18 protein-coding genes are annotated in these 16,246 nt (G+C 73.1%); 1 reads left to right on the top strand and 17 read right to left on the bottom strand.

The annotated features are described in order from the left end of the window. The first annotated feature begins 76 nt into the window (after positions 1-76). Positions 77-652: a hypothetical protein gene (locus ITJ40_RS04180; protein WP_194665881.1), complete on the top strand. Its 576-nt coding sequence runs from the start codon at positions 77-79 to the stop codon at positions 650-652. An 85-nt stretch (positions 653-737) separates the two neighbouring features. On the opposite strand, the gene rplL is transcribed toward ITJ40_RS04180, so the two are convergent. The 17 genes from rplL to folE all read right to left on the bottom strand — a co-directional run bounded on the left by rplL (position 738) and on the right by folE (position 16,245). After that, a complete protein-coding gene (rplL, locus tag ITJ40_RS04175) occupies positions 738-1,121 on the bottom strand; it encodes a 50S ribosomal protein L7/L12 (protein WP_045529261.1) in 384 nt (127 codons plus the stop codon). 75 nt (positions 1,122-1,196) lie between these two features. Further along, positions 1,197-1,712, bottom strand: a complete 516-nt coding sequence (rplJ, locus tag ITJ40_RS04170; protein WP_012037545.1) for a 50S ribosomal protein L10 — start codon at positions 1,710-1,712, stop codon at positions 1,197-1,199. 302 nt (positions 1,713-2,014) lie between these two features. Further along, positions 2,015-2,992, bottom strand: a complete 978-nt coding sequence (locus tag ITJ40_RS04165; protein WP_194665880.1) for an aldo/keto reductase — start codon at positions 2,990-2,992, stop codon at positions 2,015-2,017. Continuing rightward, the gene (locus tag ITJ40_RS04160; RefSeq protein WP_194665879.1) at positions 2,989-3,876 is read right to left on the bottom strand and encodes an NAD(P)-dependent oxidoreductase; all 888 of its coding nucleotides are present in this window, start codon (positions 3,874-3,876) and stop codon (positions 2,989-2,991) included. The genes ITJ40_RS04165 and ITJ40_RS04160 overlap by 4 nt, the downstream gene beginning before the upstream one ends. Before the next feature lie 161 nt (positions 3,877-4,037). After that, positions 4,038-6,548: an ATP-dependent Clp protease ATP-binding subunit gene (locus tag ITJ40_RS04155; protein ID WP_012037542.1), complete on the bottom strand. Its 2,511-nt coding sequence runs from the start codon at positions 6,546-6,548 to the stop codon at positions 4,038-4,040. A 153-nt stretch (positions 6,549-6,701) separates the two neighbouring features. Then, entirely contained in the window at positions 6,702-6,884 is a 183-nt protein-coding gene (locus ITJ40_RS04150) for a hypothetical protein (protein ID WP_194665878.1), read from the bottom strand. Positions 6,885-6,905: 21 nt separating this feature from the next. Further along, positions 6,906-7,031 carry a hypothetical protein gene (locus ITJ40_RS17215; protein WP_012037540.1) on the bottom strand — a complete coding sequence of 42 codons (126 nt, stop codon included), beginning with the start codon at positions 7,029-7,031 and terminating at the stop codon, positions 6,906-6,908. 6 nt (positions 7,032-7,037) lie between these two features. Beyond that, complete coding sequence (gene lysS / locus ITJ40_RS04145; RefSeq protein WP_194665877.1) at positions 7,038-8,579, bottom strand: lysine--tRNA ligase; 1,542 nt, start codon at positions 8,577-8,579, stop codon at positions 7,038-7,040. Between the two features lie 93 nt (positions 8,580-8,672). Beyond that, complete coding sequence (panC, locus tag ITJ40_RS04140; RefSeq protein WP_194665876.1) at positions 8,673-9,551, bottom strand: pantoate--beta-alanine ligase; 879 nt, start codon at positions 9,549-9,551, stop codon at positions 8,673-8,675. A 42-nt stretch (positions 9,552-9,593) separates the two neighbouring features. Continuing rightward, positions 9,594-10,355, bottom strand: coding sequence for a DUF2520 domain-containing protein (locus tag ITJ40_RS04135; RefSeq protein ID WP_194665875.1), 762 nt, complete (start codon positions 10,353-10,355; stop codon positions 9,594-9,596). Next, a complete protein-coding gene (locus tag ITJ40_RS04130; RefSeq protein ID WP_194665874.1) occupies positions 10,352-12,151 on the bottom strand; it encodes a PH domain-containing protein in 1,800 nt (599 codons plus the stop codon). Before ITJ40_RS04130 ends, ITJ40_RS04135 begins: the two co-directional genes overlap by 4 nt. Then, a complete protein-coding gene (locus tag ITJ40_RS17395) occupies positions 12,148-12,636 on the bottom strand; it encodes a PH domain-containing protein (RefSeq protein WP_194665873.1) in 489 nt (162 codons plus the stop codon). The genes ITJ40_RS04130 and ITJ40_RS17395 overlap by 4 nt, the downstream gene beginning before the upstream one ends. A 62-nt stretch (positions 12,637-12,698) precedes the next feature. Beyond that, a complete protein-coding gene (locus tag ITJ40_RS04120; RefSeq protein WP_194665872.1) occupies positions 12,699-13,181 on the bottom strand; it encodes a DUF3180 domain-containing protein in 483 nt (160 codons plus the stop codon). Further along, entirely contained in the window at positions 13,178-14,068 is an 891-nt protein-coding gene (gene folK, locus ITJ40_RS04115; protein WP_194665871.1) for a 2-amino-4-hydroxy-6-hydroxymethyldihydropteridine diphosphokinase, read from the bottom strand. Before folK ends, ITJ40_RS04120 begins: the two co-directional genes overlap by 4 nt. Then, positions 14,062-14,772 (bottom strand): DUF3592 domain-containing protein, encoded by a 711-nt coding sequence (locus ITJ40_RS04110; RefSeq protein ID WP_194665870.1) that lies wholly within the window; start codon positions 14,770-14,772, stop codon positions 14,062-14,064. Before ITJ40_RS04110 ends, folK begins: the two co-directional genes overlap by 7 nt. A gap of 4 nt (positions 14,773-14,776) precedes the next feature. Further along, positions 14,777-15,619, bottom strand: a complete 843-nt coding sequence (gene folP, locus ITJ40_RS04105; RefSeq protein ID WP_194666942.1) for a dihydropteroate synthase — start codon at positions 15,617-15,619, stop codon at positions 14,777-14,779. Between the two features lie 35 nt (positions 15,620-15,654). Beyond that, positions 15,655-16,245, bottom strand: a complete 591-nt coding sequence (gene folE, locus ITJ40_RS04100) for a GTP cyclohydrolase I (RefSeq protein WP_194665869.1) — start codon at positions 16,243-16,245, stop codon at positions 15,655-15,657. Position 16,246: the final 1 nt, after the last annotated feature.

Genomic DNA, 16,246 nt, shown 5'->3' with positions numbered 1-16,246 from the left:
GTGCCCGCTCGCGTGGTCGGCGGATCGTGCAGGATGGGGCGCCATCACACCGTCGCGACGCACGAGGGAGGCAGCCATGGGACTGTTCGGACTGTTCAAGGGACCGCGGGACGACCGGGCGGAGCGCCCGGGGAAGGCCCGGCGCCCCTCGCCCTGGCCCACGTCGCCCACCCGCAGCGACACGGCGCCGGACGGCGCGGGCGTGCCCCTCCCGGGCGAGGCCGACGGACCGGCCGCGGCCGCCCCCGGCAGCAACGAGGCGGCCATCGCGCAGAACGCGCGCATCGCGGCGCAGATCTACCGCGACGACTACGAGACGCCGCTCGACTTCTCCCGCGCCTCGCTCGCGCGCGTGGATGAGATCCTCGGCCGCTTCCACGACTCCCGCACGAAGCTCCCGACGCCGTTCGGCCGCCTCACCGGCTACTACGTCTCGGAGGTCGCCCGCAAGGAGTTCGGCGGCGGGTACTTCGTCATCGACGAGGAGCCGGGTTCCATCCTGGTCATCGGCCCGCCGGAGCGCGGCGTGATCTACCACGCCTACGACAAGGTCTTCGGGCGCGTGTCGAACGGCCCCGAGGACGACCTCACGTTCTTCCACGACGGCATCCCCGGCACCCTGGACCGACCGGGCGGCGGGCACCTGGTCTGAGGACGCCGCGCCACCCGCCCGGGAACGACGCAGGGCGCCGACCCCCGAGGGGATCGGCGCCCTGTGCGCTGTGCGGTGGTGCGAGCTACTTGACGGTGACCGTCGCGCCCGCGGCCTCGAGCTGGGCCTTCGCCTTGTCGGCGGCCTCCTTGTTGGCGCCCTCCAGGACGGCCTTGGGGGCTCCGTCGACGAGCGCCTTCGCCTCGCCGAGACCGAGGCTCGTGAGGGCGCGCACCTCCTTGATGACCTGGATCTTCTTGTCGCCGGCGGCCTCGAGGATGACGTCGAAGGACGTCTTCTCCTCGACCTCCTCCGCGGGGGCGGCCGAGCCGGGGGCGGCGGCAGCGGCGACGGGCGCCGCGGCGGTGACCTCGAAGACCTCCTCGAACTTCTTGACGAAGTCGCTGAGCTCGATGAGCGTGAGCTCCTTGAAGGCCTCGATGAGCTCGTCGTTCGAGAGCTTTGCCATGATGTATCTCCTTGGGTTGGTGTGGTGTCTCGTTGGATCAGTGCATCGCGCCCCGGGGATGGGACCCGAGGGGTGCTACTGAGCCGATTCCTGCTTCTCGCGCAGCGCCTCGACGGTGCGTACGGCCTGCGAGAGCGGTGCGTTGAACAGGTACGCCGCGCCGAAGAGCGAGGCCTTGAAGGCGCCGGCGAGCTTGCCCAGCAGCACCTCCCGCGACTCGAGGTCGGCGAGCTTGTTCACCTCGTCCGCCGTCAGGGGGTTGCCGTCGAAGTAACCGCCCTTCACGACGAGAAGAGGGTTGGCCTTGGTGAAGGTGCGCAGCGCCTTCGCGACGGCGACGGTGTCGCCGTGCACGAACGCGATCGCGGACGGGCCGACGAGCTCGTCGTCGAACGACGAGATCCCCGCCTGGTTCGCCGCGATCTTGGTCAGCGTGTTCTTCACCACGGCGTAGGTCGCGTCTGCACTGATGCTCTTCCGCAGCTGCTTGAGCTGGGCAACGGTGAGACCGCGGTACTCGGTGAGCAGTACGGCGTTCGAGCTGCGGAACTTCTCCGCGAGCTCGGCGACCGAGGCTTCCTTGTTCGCCATGGCACTCCTTATCACGTGGTTCCCCGACACCGCGGAAGCGGTGCGAGGTGCTGGCAGCCCCCGGCTGCACACATGAGAAACGCTCCGGCACAGGAGGCCGGAGCGGGAGTGTCGCGCAGGCCCTCAGGGCATGCGCTGCATCGTGCTTCGATCACCTGCGCGGGCCTTCACATGAAGTGAACCTTCGTCCGGCGCATCCCCTCGCGGAGGCACGCCGACGACCAGCGGTCTGTGGCTCCGCTCAGAGTAGGCGACGGAGGGCCGCCCGCGCAAGTCGAGGGCGCGGGCGGTCCCCGGCGCGGCTAGTAGCCGACGACCGCGTGCGGCACGTAGTGCTCCTCGAGCAGGGACACCTCGTCGGCCGTGAGCTCGAGATCCAGCGACGCGACCGCGTCCTCGATGTGCGCGACCTTCGTCCCGCCCACGATGGGCGCGGTGACGACGGGGTTCCGCGACACCCAGGCGAGCGCCACCTGGGCCCGCGGGACGCCGCGCGCCGCGGCCACCTCGGCCACCGCGGCGGCGACCCGGCGGTCGGAGTCCTCCTGCGCGGCGTAGAGCGTCTTCCCGAACTCGTCCTTGCGGCTCCGGTCCGTGCTCGCGTCCCAGTCGCGCGTGAGGCGGCCGCGCGCGAGCGGGCTCCACGGCAGGGATCCCACGCCCGCGTCGGCGCAGAGGGGCAGCATCTCGCGCTCCTCCTCGCGGTTCACGAGGTTGTAGTGGTCCTGCATGGTGACGAACGGCGCCCAGCCGTTCGCCCGCTGCAGGTGCAGCGCCTTCGAGAACCGCCACGCGTCCATCGACGAGGCGCCCAGATAGCGCACCTTGCCCGCCTTCACGAGGTCGTGGAGCGCCTCGAGCGTCTCCTCGAGCGGCGTCGCCGGGTCGAAGCGGTGGATCTGGTACAGGTCCACGTAGTCCGTCCCGAGCCGGCGGAGGCTCTCGTCGATCTGCCACATGATGTGCTTCCGCGACAGCCCGCGCGAGTTCGGCCCCTCCCCCATGGCGCCGTGCACCTTGGTGGCGATGACCACCTCCTCGCGCTTCGTCAGCTCCTTCAACGCGCGGCCCGTGATCTCCTCGCTCGACCCGTCGGAGTAGACGTTCGCCGTGTCGAAGAACGTGATCCCGAGCTCGACCGCGCGGCGGATGAGCGGGATCGAGTCCTCCTCGCCGAGCGTCCACGCGTGGTTGCCGCGCGTCGGCTCGCCGTAGCTCATGCAGCCGAGCGCGATGGCCGAGACCTCGGTGCCCGTGCTCCCCAGGCGCACGTACCTCATGAGGGGTGCCCCGCGACCGGGTCGTCGCCCGTGGTGGCCGGCGCGTGGTCGCGCCAGGTGTGCTCGGGCTCGTAGCCGAGGATCCGGCGGGCCTTGTCGATGGAGAGCAGCGTCTCGTGCTCCCCCAGCTCCTTCGTGACCTCGACGCCGGGGAAGACCTCGGCCGCGAGCTCGGCGCTGGAGCGGCTCATCACGGTGTCGGCGTTCGCGACGATGAAGCGGTCGAAGCCGGTCCCGTCGTGCTCGAGCGCCTTGCGGACGGCCTGCGCGCCGTCGCGGCCGTCGATGTAGCCCCACAGGTTCCACTTGCGCGCGAGCGCGTCGTCGTCGAAGCCCGGGAACGCGTCGTAGTCGTCGACGTCCATGACGTTCGAGAAGCGGAGCGCGGTGACCTGCAGCTCGGGATCCCAGCGGCACAGCTCGATGGCCATCTGCTCCTCGAGGTGCTTGACGAGCGAGTAGGTGCTGTTCGGCTGCGCCGGGTACTCCTCGTCGACGGGGATGTAGGGCGGCGGCACGTCGAACGGCAGGCCGAGCACGGTCTCGCTGGACGCGTAGACGATCTTGCGGATGCCCGCCCGGCGCGCGGCCTGGAAGACGTTGAAGCTCGTGAGCATGTTGTTGTGGAACGTGGCCACGTCGCTCAGGATCGCGGGGGCCGGGATCGCGGCGAGGTGGACGACGGCGTCGAATCCCTCGTGCAGGTCCTGGACGCCGAAGAGGGCGTCGACCACCTGGCCGTAGTCGGTGGTTTCGACGCGGACGTAGCCGGATCCGCGCTCCCCCACCTGGTCGATGTTGGTGACTTCGTGTCCGTGGGCGCGCAGGTCGGCCACGACGTGGCGGCCCAGCTTCCCCGAGCCTCCGGTGACGGCAATTCTCATCAGCGAGCATCTCCTTCGTGGGCGGTTCCGCCCGGAGTCCATCCTGGCCCGCGGCCCGGGGAGGCGACAGCCGCATGGAGGACACCCGCAGCCCGCTGGCACGGCGACGGCCCGCCGCCCCTCTCGGGGACGACGGGCCGTCGTGTGGTGCCGGCTGCGCGCTACTCGCTCGTGATGGCGAGGTCGGGCGTGCCGGTCCCGGTGCCGATGCCGGCCGCGACCGAGATGCCCTCGCGCTGCGTGGTGACGAACGTGAACTGGCCGTCCACGTAGTCGACGTGCACGTGGTCGCCCGCGTTGAGCTCGCCCTGCAGGATCCGCTCGGAGAGACGGTCCTCGATCTCGTGCTGGACGGCGCGGCGCAGGGGCCGGGCGCCGAGCGACGGGTCGAAGCCGACCTCGATGAGGCGCTCCTTCGCGGCGGTCTCGAGCGTGATCGTGAGGTCGCGGTCCATCATGCGGTCCGACAGGCGCTTCACGAACAGGTCGACGATCTGGAGCAGCTCGGGCTTCGACAGCTGCGGGAACACGATGGTGTCGTCCACGCGGTTGAGGAACTCGGGCTTGAAGTTCTTCTTGAGCTCCTCGCTGACCTTGCCCTTCATGCGCTCGTACGAGTTCGCGGCGTTGTTCTCGACCTGGAAGCCGACCGGGGCACCCGTGATGTCCTTGGTGCCGAGGTTGGTGGTCATGATGATGACCGTGTTCTTGAAGTCGACCACGCGGCCCTGGCCATCCGTCAGGCGCCCCTCCTCCAGGATCTGGAGGAGCGAGTTGAAGATGTCCGGGTGGGCCTTCTCGATCTCGTCGAACAGCACCACGGAGAACGGCTTGCGGCGCACCTTCTCGGTGAGCTGGCCGCCCTCCTCGAAGCCGACGAATCCGGGAGGGGCGCCGAAGAGGCGGCTCACGGTGTGCTTCTCGCCGTACTCGCTCATGTCGAGCGAGATGAGGGCGTCCTCGTCGTCGAACAGGAACTCCGCCAGGGCCTTCGCGAGCTCCGTCTTGCCGACGCCCGTGGGGCCGGCGAAGATGAACGATCCCGAGGGGCGACGCGGGTCCTTGAGCCCGGCGCGCGTGCGGCGGATGGTCTTGGACAGGGCCGAGATGGCCTCCTCCTGGCCGATGACCCGCTGGTGCAGGGCCTTCTCCATGAAGACGAGGCGGGAGGACTCCTCCTCCGTGAGCTTGAACACCGGGATGCCCGTGGCCTGCGCCAGCACCTCGGCGATCAGGCCCTCGTCGACCTCTGCCGTGGTGCGGACATCGCCCGACCGCCACTGCTTCTCGAGGCGCAGGCGCTCGCCGAGGAGGTTCTTCTCCTCGTCGCGCAGGCTCGCGGCCTTCTCGAAGTCCTGGTCCTCGATGGCGGTCTCCTTGGCCACGCGGACCGTGGAGATGCGCTCGTCGAACTCGCGCAGCTCCGGCGGCGCCGACAGGATCGAGAGGCGCAGGCGCGCGCCGGCCTCGTCGATCAGGTCGATGGCCTTGTCCGGGAGGAACCGGTCGGCGATGTAGCGGTCGGCCAGGTTCGCCGCGGAGACGATGGCGCCGTCGGTGATGGACACCTTGTGGAACGCCTCGTAGCGGTCGCGCAGGCCCTTGAGGATGTTGATGGTGTGGGGCAGCGAGGGCTCCTGCACCTGGATGGGCTGGAAGCGGCGCTCGAGGGCCGCGTCCTTCTCGAAGTGCTTGCGGTACTCGTCGAGCGTGGTGGCGCCGATGGTCTGCAGCTCGCCGCGCGCGAGAAGCGGCTTGAGGATGCTGGCCGCGTCGATCGCGCCCTCGGCGGCACCCGCGCCCACGAGCGTGTGGATCTCGTCGATGAAGGTGATGATGTCGCCGCGCGTGCGGATCTCCTTGGTGACCTTCTTGAGGCGCTCCTCGAAGTCGCCGCGGTAGCGGGATCCGGCGATGAGCGAGCCGAGGTCGAGCGTGTAGAGCTGCTTGTCCTTCAGCGTCTCCGGGACGTCGCCCTTGACGATGGCCTGCGCCAGGCCCTCGACGACGGCGGTCTTGCCGACGCCGGGCTCGCCGATGAGGACGGGGTTGTTCTTGGAGCGGCGCGACAGGATCTGCATCACGCGCTCGATCTCCTTCTCGCGCCCGATGACGGGGTCGAGCTTGCCGTCGCGCGCCGCCTGCGTGAGGTTGCGGCCGAACTGGTCGAGGACCGTGGAGCCCGCCTGCTGGCTCTGCTGCGCCTCGCCGCCGACGGCGACCGCCTCCTTGCCCTGGTAGCCGGACAGGAGCTGGATGACCTGCTGGCGCACCCGGTTGAGGTCGGCGCCGAGCTTGACGAGCACCTGCGCGGCGACGCCCTCGCCCTCGCGGATCAGGCCGAGCAGGATGTGCTCGGTGCCGATGTAGTTGTGGCCGAGCTGGAGGGCCTCGCGGAGCGACAGCTCCAGGACCTTCTTGGCGCGCGGCGTGAACGGGATGTGACCCGTGGGCTGCTGCTGGCCCTGGCCGATGATGTCCTGGACCTGTTCGCGGACGGCATCGAGGGAGATGCCGAGCGACTCCAGGGCCTTGGCGGCCACGCCTTCGCCCTCGTGGATGAGGCCGAGCAGGATGTGCTCGGTCCCGATGTAGTTGTGGTTGAGCATCTTGGCCTCTTCTTGGGCCAGGACGACGACGCGACGAGCGCGGTCGGTGAATCTCTCGAACATCTGTATCTCCCTGGGCACCGGGGCAGGGGGCCGGCGCCGATATGTAGAGAGTAACGACGGGTCCGAGGAGTGCATGCCCCTGTTCGCCGTGGGCGTGACGCGATGCGTCGGGCGGAGGATCCGGGCCGGAGGGGCCCGCGACGGCGCCGTGCGCTAGCGGTCGGCGTCGGCCGCGGGCACGCCCATGCGGGCGCGCTCCTTCGCCTCGATGGCGGCGTAGGCCTTGCGCTCCTGCTTGTCCGCCTGGATGACCGCTCGCATGATGAACCAGAAGATCAGCCCCACGCCGAGGGTGGGGAGGATCGACCAGATCGCGCTCGCCCAGAAAGCATCCATGCGAGAAGGATACGCCGCGCTCTAGGTGAGGATGCCGTAGACGCCCTGGCCGATCATGACGACGGCGATGCCGCCCACGATGATCCAGAGGGCGTAGCGCGCGGTGGTGGGCTTCTTGGGGTTCGAGCCGTCGGGGCCGAGGGGCATGGTCGCCTACTTCACTAGGGGGAACAGGATGGTCTCGCGGATGCCGAGACCCGTGATGGCCATGAGGAGCCGGTCGACCCCCATGCCCATGCCGCCCGAGGGCGGCATGCCGTGCTCGAGGGCACGGAGGAACTCCTCGTCGAGCGGCATGGCCTCGTCGTCGCCGCGCGCCGACTGGCGCGCCTGGTCGACGAAGCGCTCGCGCTGGACGACGGGATCCACGAGCTCGGAGTAGCCGGTGGCCAGCTCGAAGCCGCGGATGTAGAGGTCCCACTTCTCGACGACGCCCTCGATCGAGCGGTGCGCGCGCGTGAGCGGCGAGGTCTCCACCGGGAAGTCGAGCACGAACGTGGGGCGCTCGAGGCCGCCCTTCACGAAGTGCTCCCAGAGCTCCTCGACGAGCTTGCCGTGCGTGCTCAGCGGCACCACGACGCCCTCGCGGTCGGCGATCGCCTGGAGCTCGTCGACGGTCGTGCCGGGAGTGATCTCCACGCCCGCGGCCGCGCTCAGCGAGCCGTACATGGAGATCCGGTCCCACTCGCCGCCGAGGTCGTACCGGGTGCCGTCGGCCCACGTGACGACGTGGCTGCCGGCCACCGCCATCGCCGCGTCCTGCACGAGCGTCTGCGTGAGCTCGGCGATGGAGGTGTAGTCGCCGTAGGCCTCGTACGCCTCGAGCATCGCGAACTCGGGGCTGTGGGTCGAGTCGGCGCCCTCGTTGCGGAAGTTGCGGTTGATCTCGAAGACGCGGTCGATGCCGCCGACGACCGCGCGCTTGAGGTACAGCTCGGGCGCGATGCGGAGGTACATCTCGGTGTCGAAGGCGTTGGAGTGCGTGACGAACGGGCGGGCGGACGCGCCGCCGTGCATCACCTGCAGCATGGGCGTCTCGACCTCGACGTAGCCGCGCAGGCGGAACGTCTCGCGCATGGAGGCGTTGACCTTCGCGCGGTCGAGGACGTTCTTGCGCGCCTGGTCGCGCACGATCAGGTCGAGGTAGCGGCTGCGGACGCGCGTCTCGTCGGAGAGCTCGGAGTGCAGGTTCGGCAGGGGCAGCAGGGCCTTCGAGGCGATGCGCCACTCGTTGGCCATGATCGACAGCTCGCCCTTGCGGCTCGCGATGACGCGGCCCGCGACGAAGACGTGGTCGCCCAGGTCGACGAGCTCCTTCCACGCGGCGAGCGCGGCGTCGCCGACCTCGGCCAGCGAGATCATGGCCTGGATGCGGGTGCCGTCGCCCGCCTGGAGCGTCGCGAAGCAGAGCTTGCCGGTGTTGCGGAAGTGGACGACGCGGCCCGCGATGCCGACCACGTGGTCGGTCTCCTCGCCGGGCTCGAGGTGGCCGAACGCCGCGCGGACCGCGGGGATGGTCGTGGTGACCGGGACCTGCACCGGGTACGCGCCCTCGCCGGGGCCGCCCTCGGCGTTGAGGCGCGCGCGCTTGGCGAGGCGCACGGCCTTCTGCTCGGCGACGTCCTCCGCGGATCCCTCCACGGCGGGAGCGGGGGCTGTCTCGGGCGTCGCGGGCGTTCCGGGGCTGTCGGTCATGTGCGGGCGGATCCTCGCGGGTCGAAGGGGCGTGCGGCCGAGCGGCCTCCCGTCGATTCTCGCAGGTGCGGGCGCGGCCCGGGCGCGGCCCGGTCAGGCGATGACGACGGTCTCGTTGTCGAGGAGGCGCGTGCTGCCGACGCGGGCCGCGATGACGGCGAGCGCGACGCCCGTGAAGCCGTCGTCCACGGACTCGAAGGTGGCGGGATCCACGACCTGGAAGTAGTCGAGGGCCACGGCGGGCTCGCCCATCACGACGGACTGGGCGGCCGCCATGACGGCGTCGATGCCGCGGTCCCCGGCGCTCTGGGCGGCCTCGAGCGCGGCCGGGATGACGCGCGCGGCACGTCGCTCGCGGTCGTCGAGGTAGCGGTTGCGGCTCGAGAGGGCGAGGCCGTCGGGCTCGCGCACCGTCGGCAGCTCCTCGATGCGGACGGGCAGGTCGAGGTCGCGCACCATGCGGCGGACGAGGTGCAGCTGCTGGGCGTCCTTGCGGCCGAAGGTGGCGATGTCGGGCGCGACGACGTGGAGGAGCTTCGCCACGACGGTGAGCATGCCGTCGAAGTGGCCGGGGCGGGAGCGGCCCTCGAGCGTGAGGGCGACGGATCCGCCGGTGACGCGGACGCGGGCGGGCCCATCCGGGTACATCTCGGCCGCGGACGGCGCGAAGACCAGGTCGACGCCCGTCTCCGCGAGCGCGGCCACGTCGGCGTCGAGCGTGCGCGGGTAGGCGTCGAGGTCCTCGCCCGCGCCGAACTGCAGGGGGTTGACGAAGATCGACACGACCACGAGGGACCCGAGCTCGCGGGCGCGGCGGGCGTGCGCCAGGTGGCCATCGTGCAGCGCGCCCATGGTGGGCACGAGGACGACGGCGGGCGCCTCCCCCGCCGCGGTGCGCGCGGCCCGGTGGTCGCGGACGCGGGCGCGCAGCTCGGCGATGCCGGTGACGACGGTGGGCGCGGGGATCGTCATGCCGTGGTGCTCCTCGGGTGCTCGGGACGCGGACGCACAAGGTTAGTGCGCGTCGGGACCCTCGTCCGTCGGCAGCGGGATGTCGCCGGACGTGAGGCGCGCGCCGCCCGCCGGGGAGGAGCGGCGGAGCGCGTCGTCGACGGCCGAGCGGATCAGCGGGCCGAGCACGCGGCCGGGCTCCTCCACGCCGATGCCCGCGAGGAGGCCGGCGGCCTGGTCGACGATGGCGGTGGAGAACGTGGTCGCGGTGGAGATGGCCTCGGCGTACGCCGTGCGGTCACGCTCCTCCACGACGACGGGCTCGCCGCCCATCTCCACGACGAGCACCTGCGCGATGGGGAGGACGGGCGCGGGCGCGGTCACGGCGAACCAGCTGTCCGCCATGCGGCTGAGGTCCATGCTCGTGCCGGTGAACGACATCGCCGGGTGGATGGCGAGCGGGATGATGCCGGACGCGAACGCCGGGGCCAGCACCTGGATCCCGTGCGCCGCCGAGGTGTGCACGACGAGCTGACCCGCCTGCCACGCGCCCGTGGCGGCGAGACCCGCGACGAGGCCGGGGAGCTCGGCGTCGGGGACGGCGAGGAGCACGAGCTCGCTCCGCTCGACGAGATCGGGGATCTCGAGGACCGGGACCCCCGGCAGCATGGCCTCCGCGCGCTCGCGGCTGGCGGCGGAGACGGCCGAGATGCCGGTGATCGCGTGACCGGCGCCCGCGAGCGCCGCGCCGAGGACGGGGCCGACCCGGCCCGCGCCGACGATGCCGACGCCGAGCCGGCCGGAGCGCTGGGACGGGGAGGTCACGCGGGGTCCTCGGGCGCGGAGCGGTGGCGCGGGGCGTCGGCGGCGGGCGGCGGCCAGGGGGACGCGGGATCGCGAGCGGGAGCGGGCTCCTCGTCGGAGTCGCGGGCGGGGGCCGGCGGGGCGGCCGGCGCGGTCGCGGTCGCGGATCCCGGCGCCGGCCAGCTCGCGGCCTCGGCGCCCCAGTGCGCGGACGTGTCCGAGCGGGCGGACGCCACGGCGGCCTGGACCAGCCGGGTCGACAGCTCCATCCCGGTGGCGCGGTCGATGGCGCCGAGCCGAGTGTCCACGGGTCCCGCGACGGTGGCGGCGCGCACCGACACGAGGTCGAGGCGGCGGTCGATCGGGCCCTGCGTGAGGTCGACGCCCTGCGTCCGGGCGTGCGGCACGATGACGAGGCGACGCCAGATCATGCCGCGGCGGACGAGGAACGCCGACGCGTCGACCGCGAAGCCGGTGCGGCGCCAGGAGAAGGGCTTGAGGATCCAGGCCCGACGCGGCGACGTCGTGAAGCCGTCATCGACTCCCCCGCGGCCGGTCATGCCCGCGGCGACGAGCGCCAGCGTCCGGTCGCCCACGAGGTCGGGCAGCACGAGGCCGAGCACGCGGTCGACGTCGCGGCGGTCGCCCACCGGGAGGATCGACGTGTTCTGCTGGCCGGCCGCGCCCGGCGCCGAGGAGTACGAGGCGCGCGTGATGCGGATCTCCCACCAGCCGGACGCGCGCCAGAGGAGCGGCTGCACGACCTCGACCGCGTGGATCCGGCCGGGCGGGATGGTGTCGTTGCTCGTCGACAGGAGCCCGAAGCCCACGCGGACGCCGTCGGGCGTGCCGGCGACGCTGTAGCGGAGCGAGCGCGTGATGCGGCGCACGAAGAAGCCGGCGGATCCCAGCAGCGTGGGCAGCAGCGGCACGAGCAGGTACCAGGCCTCGAAGCGCACGATGAGCGGGATCCCCACCACCACGAACAGCACGAGCACGACCGTCGGCGCCGAGAGGAGGACGGCGCCGACGAGGCGCGGGATGGGGATGCGCACGATGGACTGCGGCGGCGCCGCATCGGGATCGAGCTCCGGCGCGAGGAAGTCGTCCACGCGGGAGCCGACGAAGCCGCGGGCGGGAGCGCCGGGGGCGGCGGGAGCGGATCCGGCCGCCTCCGCCCGCGCGCCGGACGCGAGCCGCAGCACGCGCAGGCGGAACGCGTCGGCGTCGCGCGAGCGGAGGTACTGCAGCGGCAGGTTGGCGTCGTTGCCCGCGACCTGGATCTCGAGCTTGGCCGCGCCGATGAGCCGCGCGATGAGGGGGCGGACGATGTTGACGCCCTGGATCCGGTCGAGCCGGGCCCGCCGGTTCGTGCGCGACAGGATTCCGCTGCGCACCTCGACGGTCTCCTCGGTGACGCGGAACGTGTGCATCCGCCAGGAGAGGTAGGAGATGCCGACCGCGAGGAGGGTGAACGCCAGGAGCGCGAGGATCACCCAGATGAGGCTGCCGGACTCCACGAGCATCGGGATGAGGTCCTGCTCGCCGTCCCGACGCTGGCCGGGCACGAACTGCTCCACGAGCTGCTCGCGCAGCGACGAGACGAGGAAGCCGATCGCGACGATGAAGAGGACCCCGCCGCGGAGCACGGGGGTGGCGGGGTGCAGGCGGTGCCAGTCGCCGTCGGTGAGCTCCTCCGCGATCCGCGCCTCCGCGGCGGGGCCGGCTCCCTCCGCGGACGCCGAGGCGGACGAGGCGTCGCCGGGCGCGGCGCGGGACGGGCGCGCCGCCGGATCCTCGGGCGTCGGGTCGCTCACAGCCCGGCCCGGCGCGTCTCGGCGAGGGCGACGAGCCGGTCGCGCAGCTCCTCGGCGTCCGCGTTCGTGAGGCCGGGGATCTGGATGGCCGCCGCGGCGGCCGCGGTCACGAGCTTGAGGTCCGCCAGGCCGAGCACGCGGCCGACGGGGCCGCGCGTGATGTCGACGAGCTGCATCCGCCCGTACGGCACGGCGACGACGCGCGTCCACATGATGCCGCGGCGGAAGACGAGGTCGTCCTCGCGGAGCTGGTAGCCCATCGCCCGCACGCGGCGCGGGACGATGACGAGCGTCACCACCAGCTCGATCGCCGCGGCGGCGCCGAGCACGATGGGCAGCCAGCGCGGCGCCTCGACCGCGAAGAGGAACGCCGCGATGCCGCCGAGCACGAGGGCGGTGATCACGCCGCCCACCAGCTCGACGCCGACGAGGCGCGGGGAGACGCGGCGCCAGGAGACGCCGTGCGGGTCGACGTTCGGGGTCACGGTGCTCCTCGGTTGGTGCGATGGGGCCTGCCGGCGGCGGTGCGGGGGTCGTGCTGAGGGTCCTACGAGAGCTCGCGCGCCGGATCCCCGGCGCGCGGGTCGTCTCCATCGTCGGGCGGGACCGTGCACCAGTGCTCGGCGACCAGCCCGGCGACGAGGAGGACGACGGCTCCCACCGTACCGGCCACCGCCAGCCCGACCGAGGACGCGCCGGGCAGCACGGGACGCGCCAGCACGAAGGCCAGCACTCCCCCGGTGATCCCGGTGAGCAGCGCCCCGGCGAGAGCCGACGCCTTGGCGAGGAGCACCACGCGCGTGGCACGGAAGGGGTCGACGCGTCCCGGGGTGCGTCCGAGCGTCGAGCGGCGGATGGGGCGGGCGAGCGCGAGCAGCACGATCCCGACGATGAGGAGCGTCGCGCCGAGCGTGAGCGGCGGGATGAGGAGCGCGCGGCCGGTCATCACGAGCGCGTTCTCGGCGAACCAGCCGACGGCCGCGCCCGCGATGAGGAGGGCGATGAGGGTGGTGGAGCGCGTGCGCGTCATGGGGTGGCCTCCGCGGGGTCGACGGCGGGCTCGAGGGCCGCGAGCAGCGCGTCGACGCGGCCGCGGCCGGGCAGCACCGCGTCGGGATCCGCCTGCAGCCACGGCCCCAGCACGAAGGCGCGCTCGGCGGCGCGCGGGTGCGGGAGCGTGAGCCGGTCGTCGTGGATCCGCGCGTCGCCGTACGCGACGACGTCGAGATCGATCGTGCGGTCGCCCCAGCGCTCGGCGCGGACGCGGCCGAGGTCGCGCTCGATCGCGGCCAGCGCGTCCAGCAGCTCGTGCGGGCCGAGGCGCGCGTCCACCAGCGCGACGCCGTTGAGGTAGCCGGGCTTCGTCGGATCCTCCCCGTCGGCGGTCACGGCGACGGACTCCACGAGCTCCGAGGAGCGCACGACCCGGAGACCCGGCACCTCGTCGACCAGGGCCAGCGCGCGCTCGATGGTCGCGCGCCGGTCGCCGAGGTTGGATCCCACGGCCACGACCGCGCGCGCGGCCTCCCCCGGCGCGGGCAGCGCGGACGCGCGCTCGATCACCACGGCCACGTCGTCGAACGGCACCGCGATCGGCGCGTCCGGCTTGTGCACGGTGACGCGCACCCACCGGGCGACGGGATGCGCGAGCACGACGCCCGCGACGCGCTCGGCGACCGTCTCGATGAGGTCGACCGGATCGCGCCCGACCGCCGCGGCGACCTCCTCGGCCAGCTCGCCGTAGTGCAGCGTGCGGGCCAGCTCGTCGCTGCCGCCCGCGGGGGCGAGGTCGAGCGCGACCTCGAGGTCGACCACGAACGGCTGGCCGTCACGGCGCTCCTCGGCGAAGACGCCGTGGTGGGCGTGCACGCGGAGGCCGGTGAGGAGGATGCGGTCGGCCGGCAGGGTCGTCACCATGAGCGGCCCACGACGATGGACGGGAGGTCGCCCGGGTCGGCCGGGTCGTACCAGAGCGGGAGCTTGCCGCCGACGGCGGGGAGCAGGCGGTCGGCCGTGGTGACGGTGCGGGTGACGTGGTGGTCGCGGCCGTCGGCGTCGGTGAAGGCGACCGTGAGGCGCGCGCGGACGGCGTCGCCGGATCCGTCGAGGCGCTGGACCGCGGTCACGATCGCGGAGGTGCGGCGGCCCGTCTCGGTGACCCGGCGGGCCGTGGCGGCGAGGCGCGCGACGCGACGCTGGACGACGGCCCACCCGATGGCGGCGGCGATCCCGAGCACGGCGAGCACCGCGGCGACGAGCCCGATGGCGGCGTGAGACGCGTCGCCCTCGCTCGCCGCCGAGGAGAACGGCAGCGCGCCGACGATCCCCAGGGCGGTGCCGAGCAGCGCGACGGCGACCGGCCAGAGAGCGGCGCCGATCGTGGTGAGGACGGGCGAGAGCAGCACGACGGAGGCGTAGGCGCTGCCGAGCGATCCGAGGAGCCCGAGCACGACGGCGACGACCTTCGCGACCACGACGCCCGTCCCCGCACCGGCGGCCAGGTCGGTGGGGAAGGTCAGCCCGGCGCCGAGGATCACGGACGCGATGAGCGCGGCGACCGCGATGCGCACGAGCACCGCCTGCGGGGAGACGACGACACGGTCCTGGCTCACGGCGCTCATGCTCCTACTCTGACAGACCGGCGGCGGCCGACGGCCCGGCGGATGCGGCGGCGGCGGCCTCGGCGCGCCCGCGCGCCCACGCCCCCTCGACCGCGAGCGCCGCGCGCGTGGACGCGACGTCGTGCACGCGCACGGCCCACGCCCCGGAGCGCGCGGACAGGGCGCTGACGACGGCGGTCGGCACGTCCCGGTCCGCGACGCCCGCGCCCTCGGGCAGCAGCCGCCCGAGGAAGCGCTTGCGGGAGGCGCCCACGAGCACGCGGTGGCCGAGGCCCGTGAAGCGGTCGAGGGATCCGAGCAGCTGCCAGTCGTGCGCGGCCTCCTTCGCGAAGCCGAGGCCCGGGTCGAGGACGATGCGGGCGGGATCGAGCCCCGCGGCGACCAGCGCGGCGACGCGGGCGTCGAGCTCGTCGCGCACCTCGCCGACCGTGTCGGCGTAGGTCGCCCGCGCCGCCATGGTGTCGCTGTGCCCGCGCCAGTGCATCGCCACGTAGTCGACGTCGGCTCCGGCGACGACGGCGGCCATGCGCGGATCCGCGAGCCCCCCGGACACGTCGTTGACGACGCGCGCCCCCGCGCCGATGCAGGCCTCCGCGGTCGCGGCGCGCATGGTGTCGACGCTCACGGCGATGCCCTCCGCGGCGAGCTCCCGCACGACGGGGAGCACGCGCCGGAGCTCCTCGTCGGCGTCCACCCGGAGGGCGCCCGGGCGGGTGGACTCCCCGCCGACGTCCACGAGGTCGGCACCCGCGGCGACCATCCGCCTGGCGTGCGCGAGCGCGTCGTCGAGGGCGAGGTGGCGGCCGCCGTCGCTGAAGGAGTCGGGGGTGGCGTTGAGGATCCCCATCACGAGCGTGCGCGCGACGGGCGACGACGGGCAGGTCACGGCCGGTCCCGAGCGGCAGCGGCGGGCAGGAGCGCCAGCACCTCGGCGCGCGCCGCGGGCTCGGCGAGCGACCCGCGCGCCGCTATGGTGATGGTCGTGCTGCCCGCCTGCCGCGTGCCGCGCGCGGTGACGCAGCCGTGCGTCGCGTCGAGGATCACGGCCACGCCGCGGGCGCCGAGGCCCCGTTCGAGCGCCTCCGCGATCTGCTCCCCCAGCCGCTCCTGCATCTGCGGCCGCGACGCGAGGTCGTCGACCACGCGCGGCAGCCGGCCGAGCCCCACGATCCGCTCCCCCGGCACGTAGGCCAGGTGCGCGACGCCCGTGAACGGCAGCAGGTGGTGCTCGCAGATGGAGCGGAAGGCGATGCCGGTCACGATCACGGGCTGCGGCGCCGCGTCCGTCTCGGGGAGGGGGAACGTCTCGCGCAGGTGCCGGAGCGGATCCGCGCCCACGCCCGCGAAGAACTCGCCGTAGGCCTCGGCCACCCGCGCCGGGGTGGTCGCGAGGCCCTCCCGGCCCGGGTCCTCGCCGATCGCGAGGATCAGCTCGGCCACGGCCGCCTCGATGCGCGCCCGGTCGACGCCCACC

Source organism: Clavibacter sp. VKM Ac-2872, assembly GCF_015351105.1.
Lineage (GTDB): Bacteria > Actinomycetota > Actinomycetes > Actinomycetales > Microbacteriaceae > Clavibacter.
This window is presented reverse-complemented; position numbering and strand designations above follow the sequence as displayed.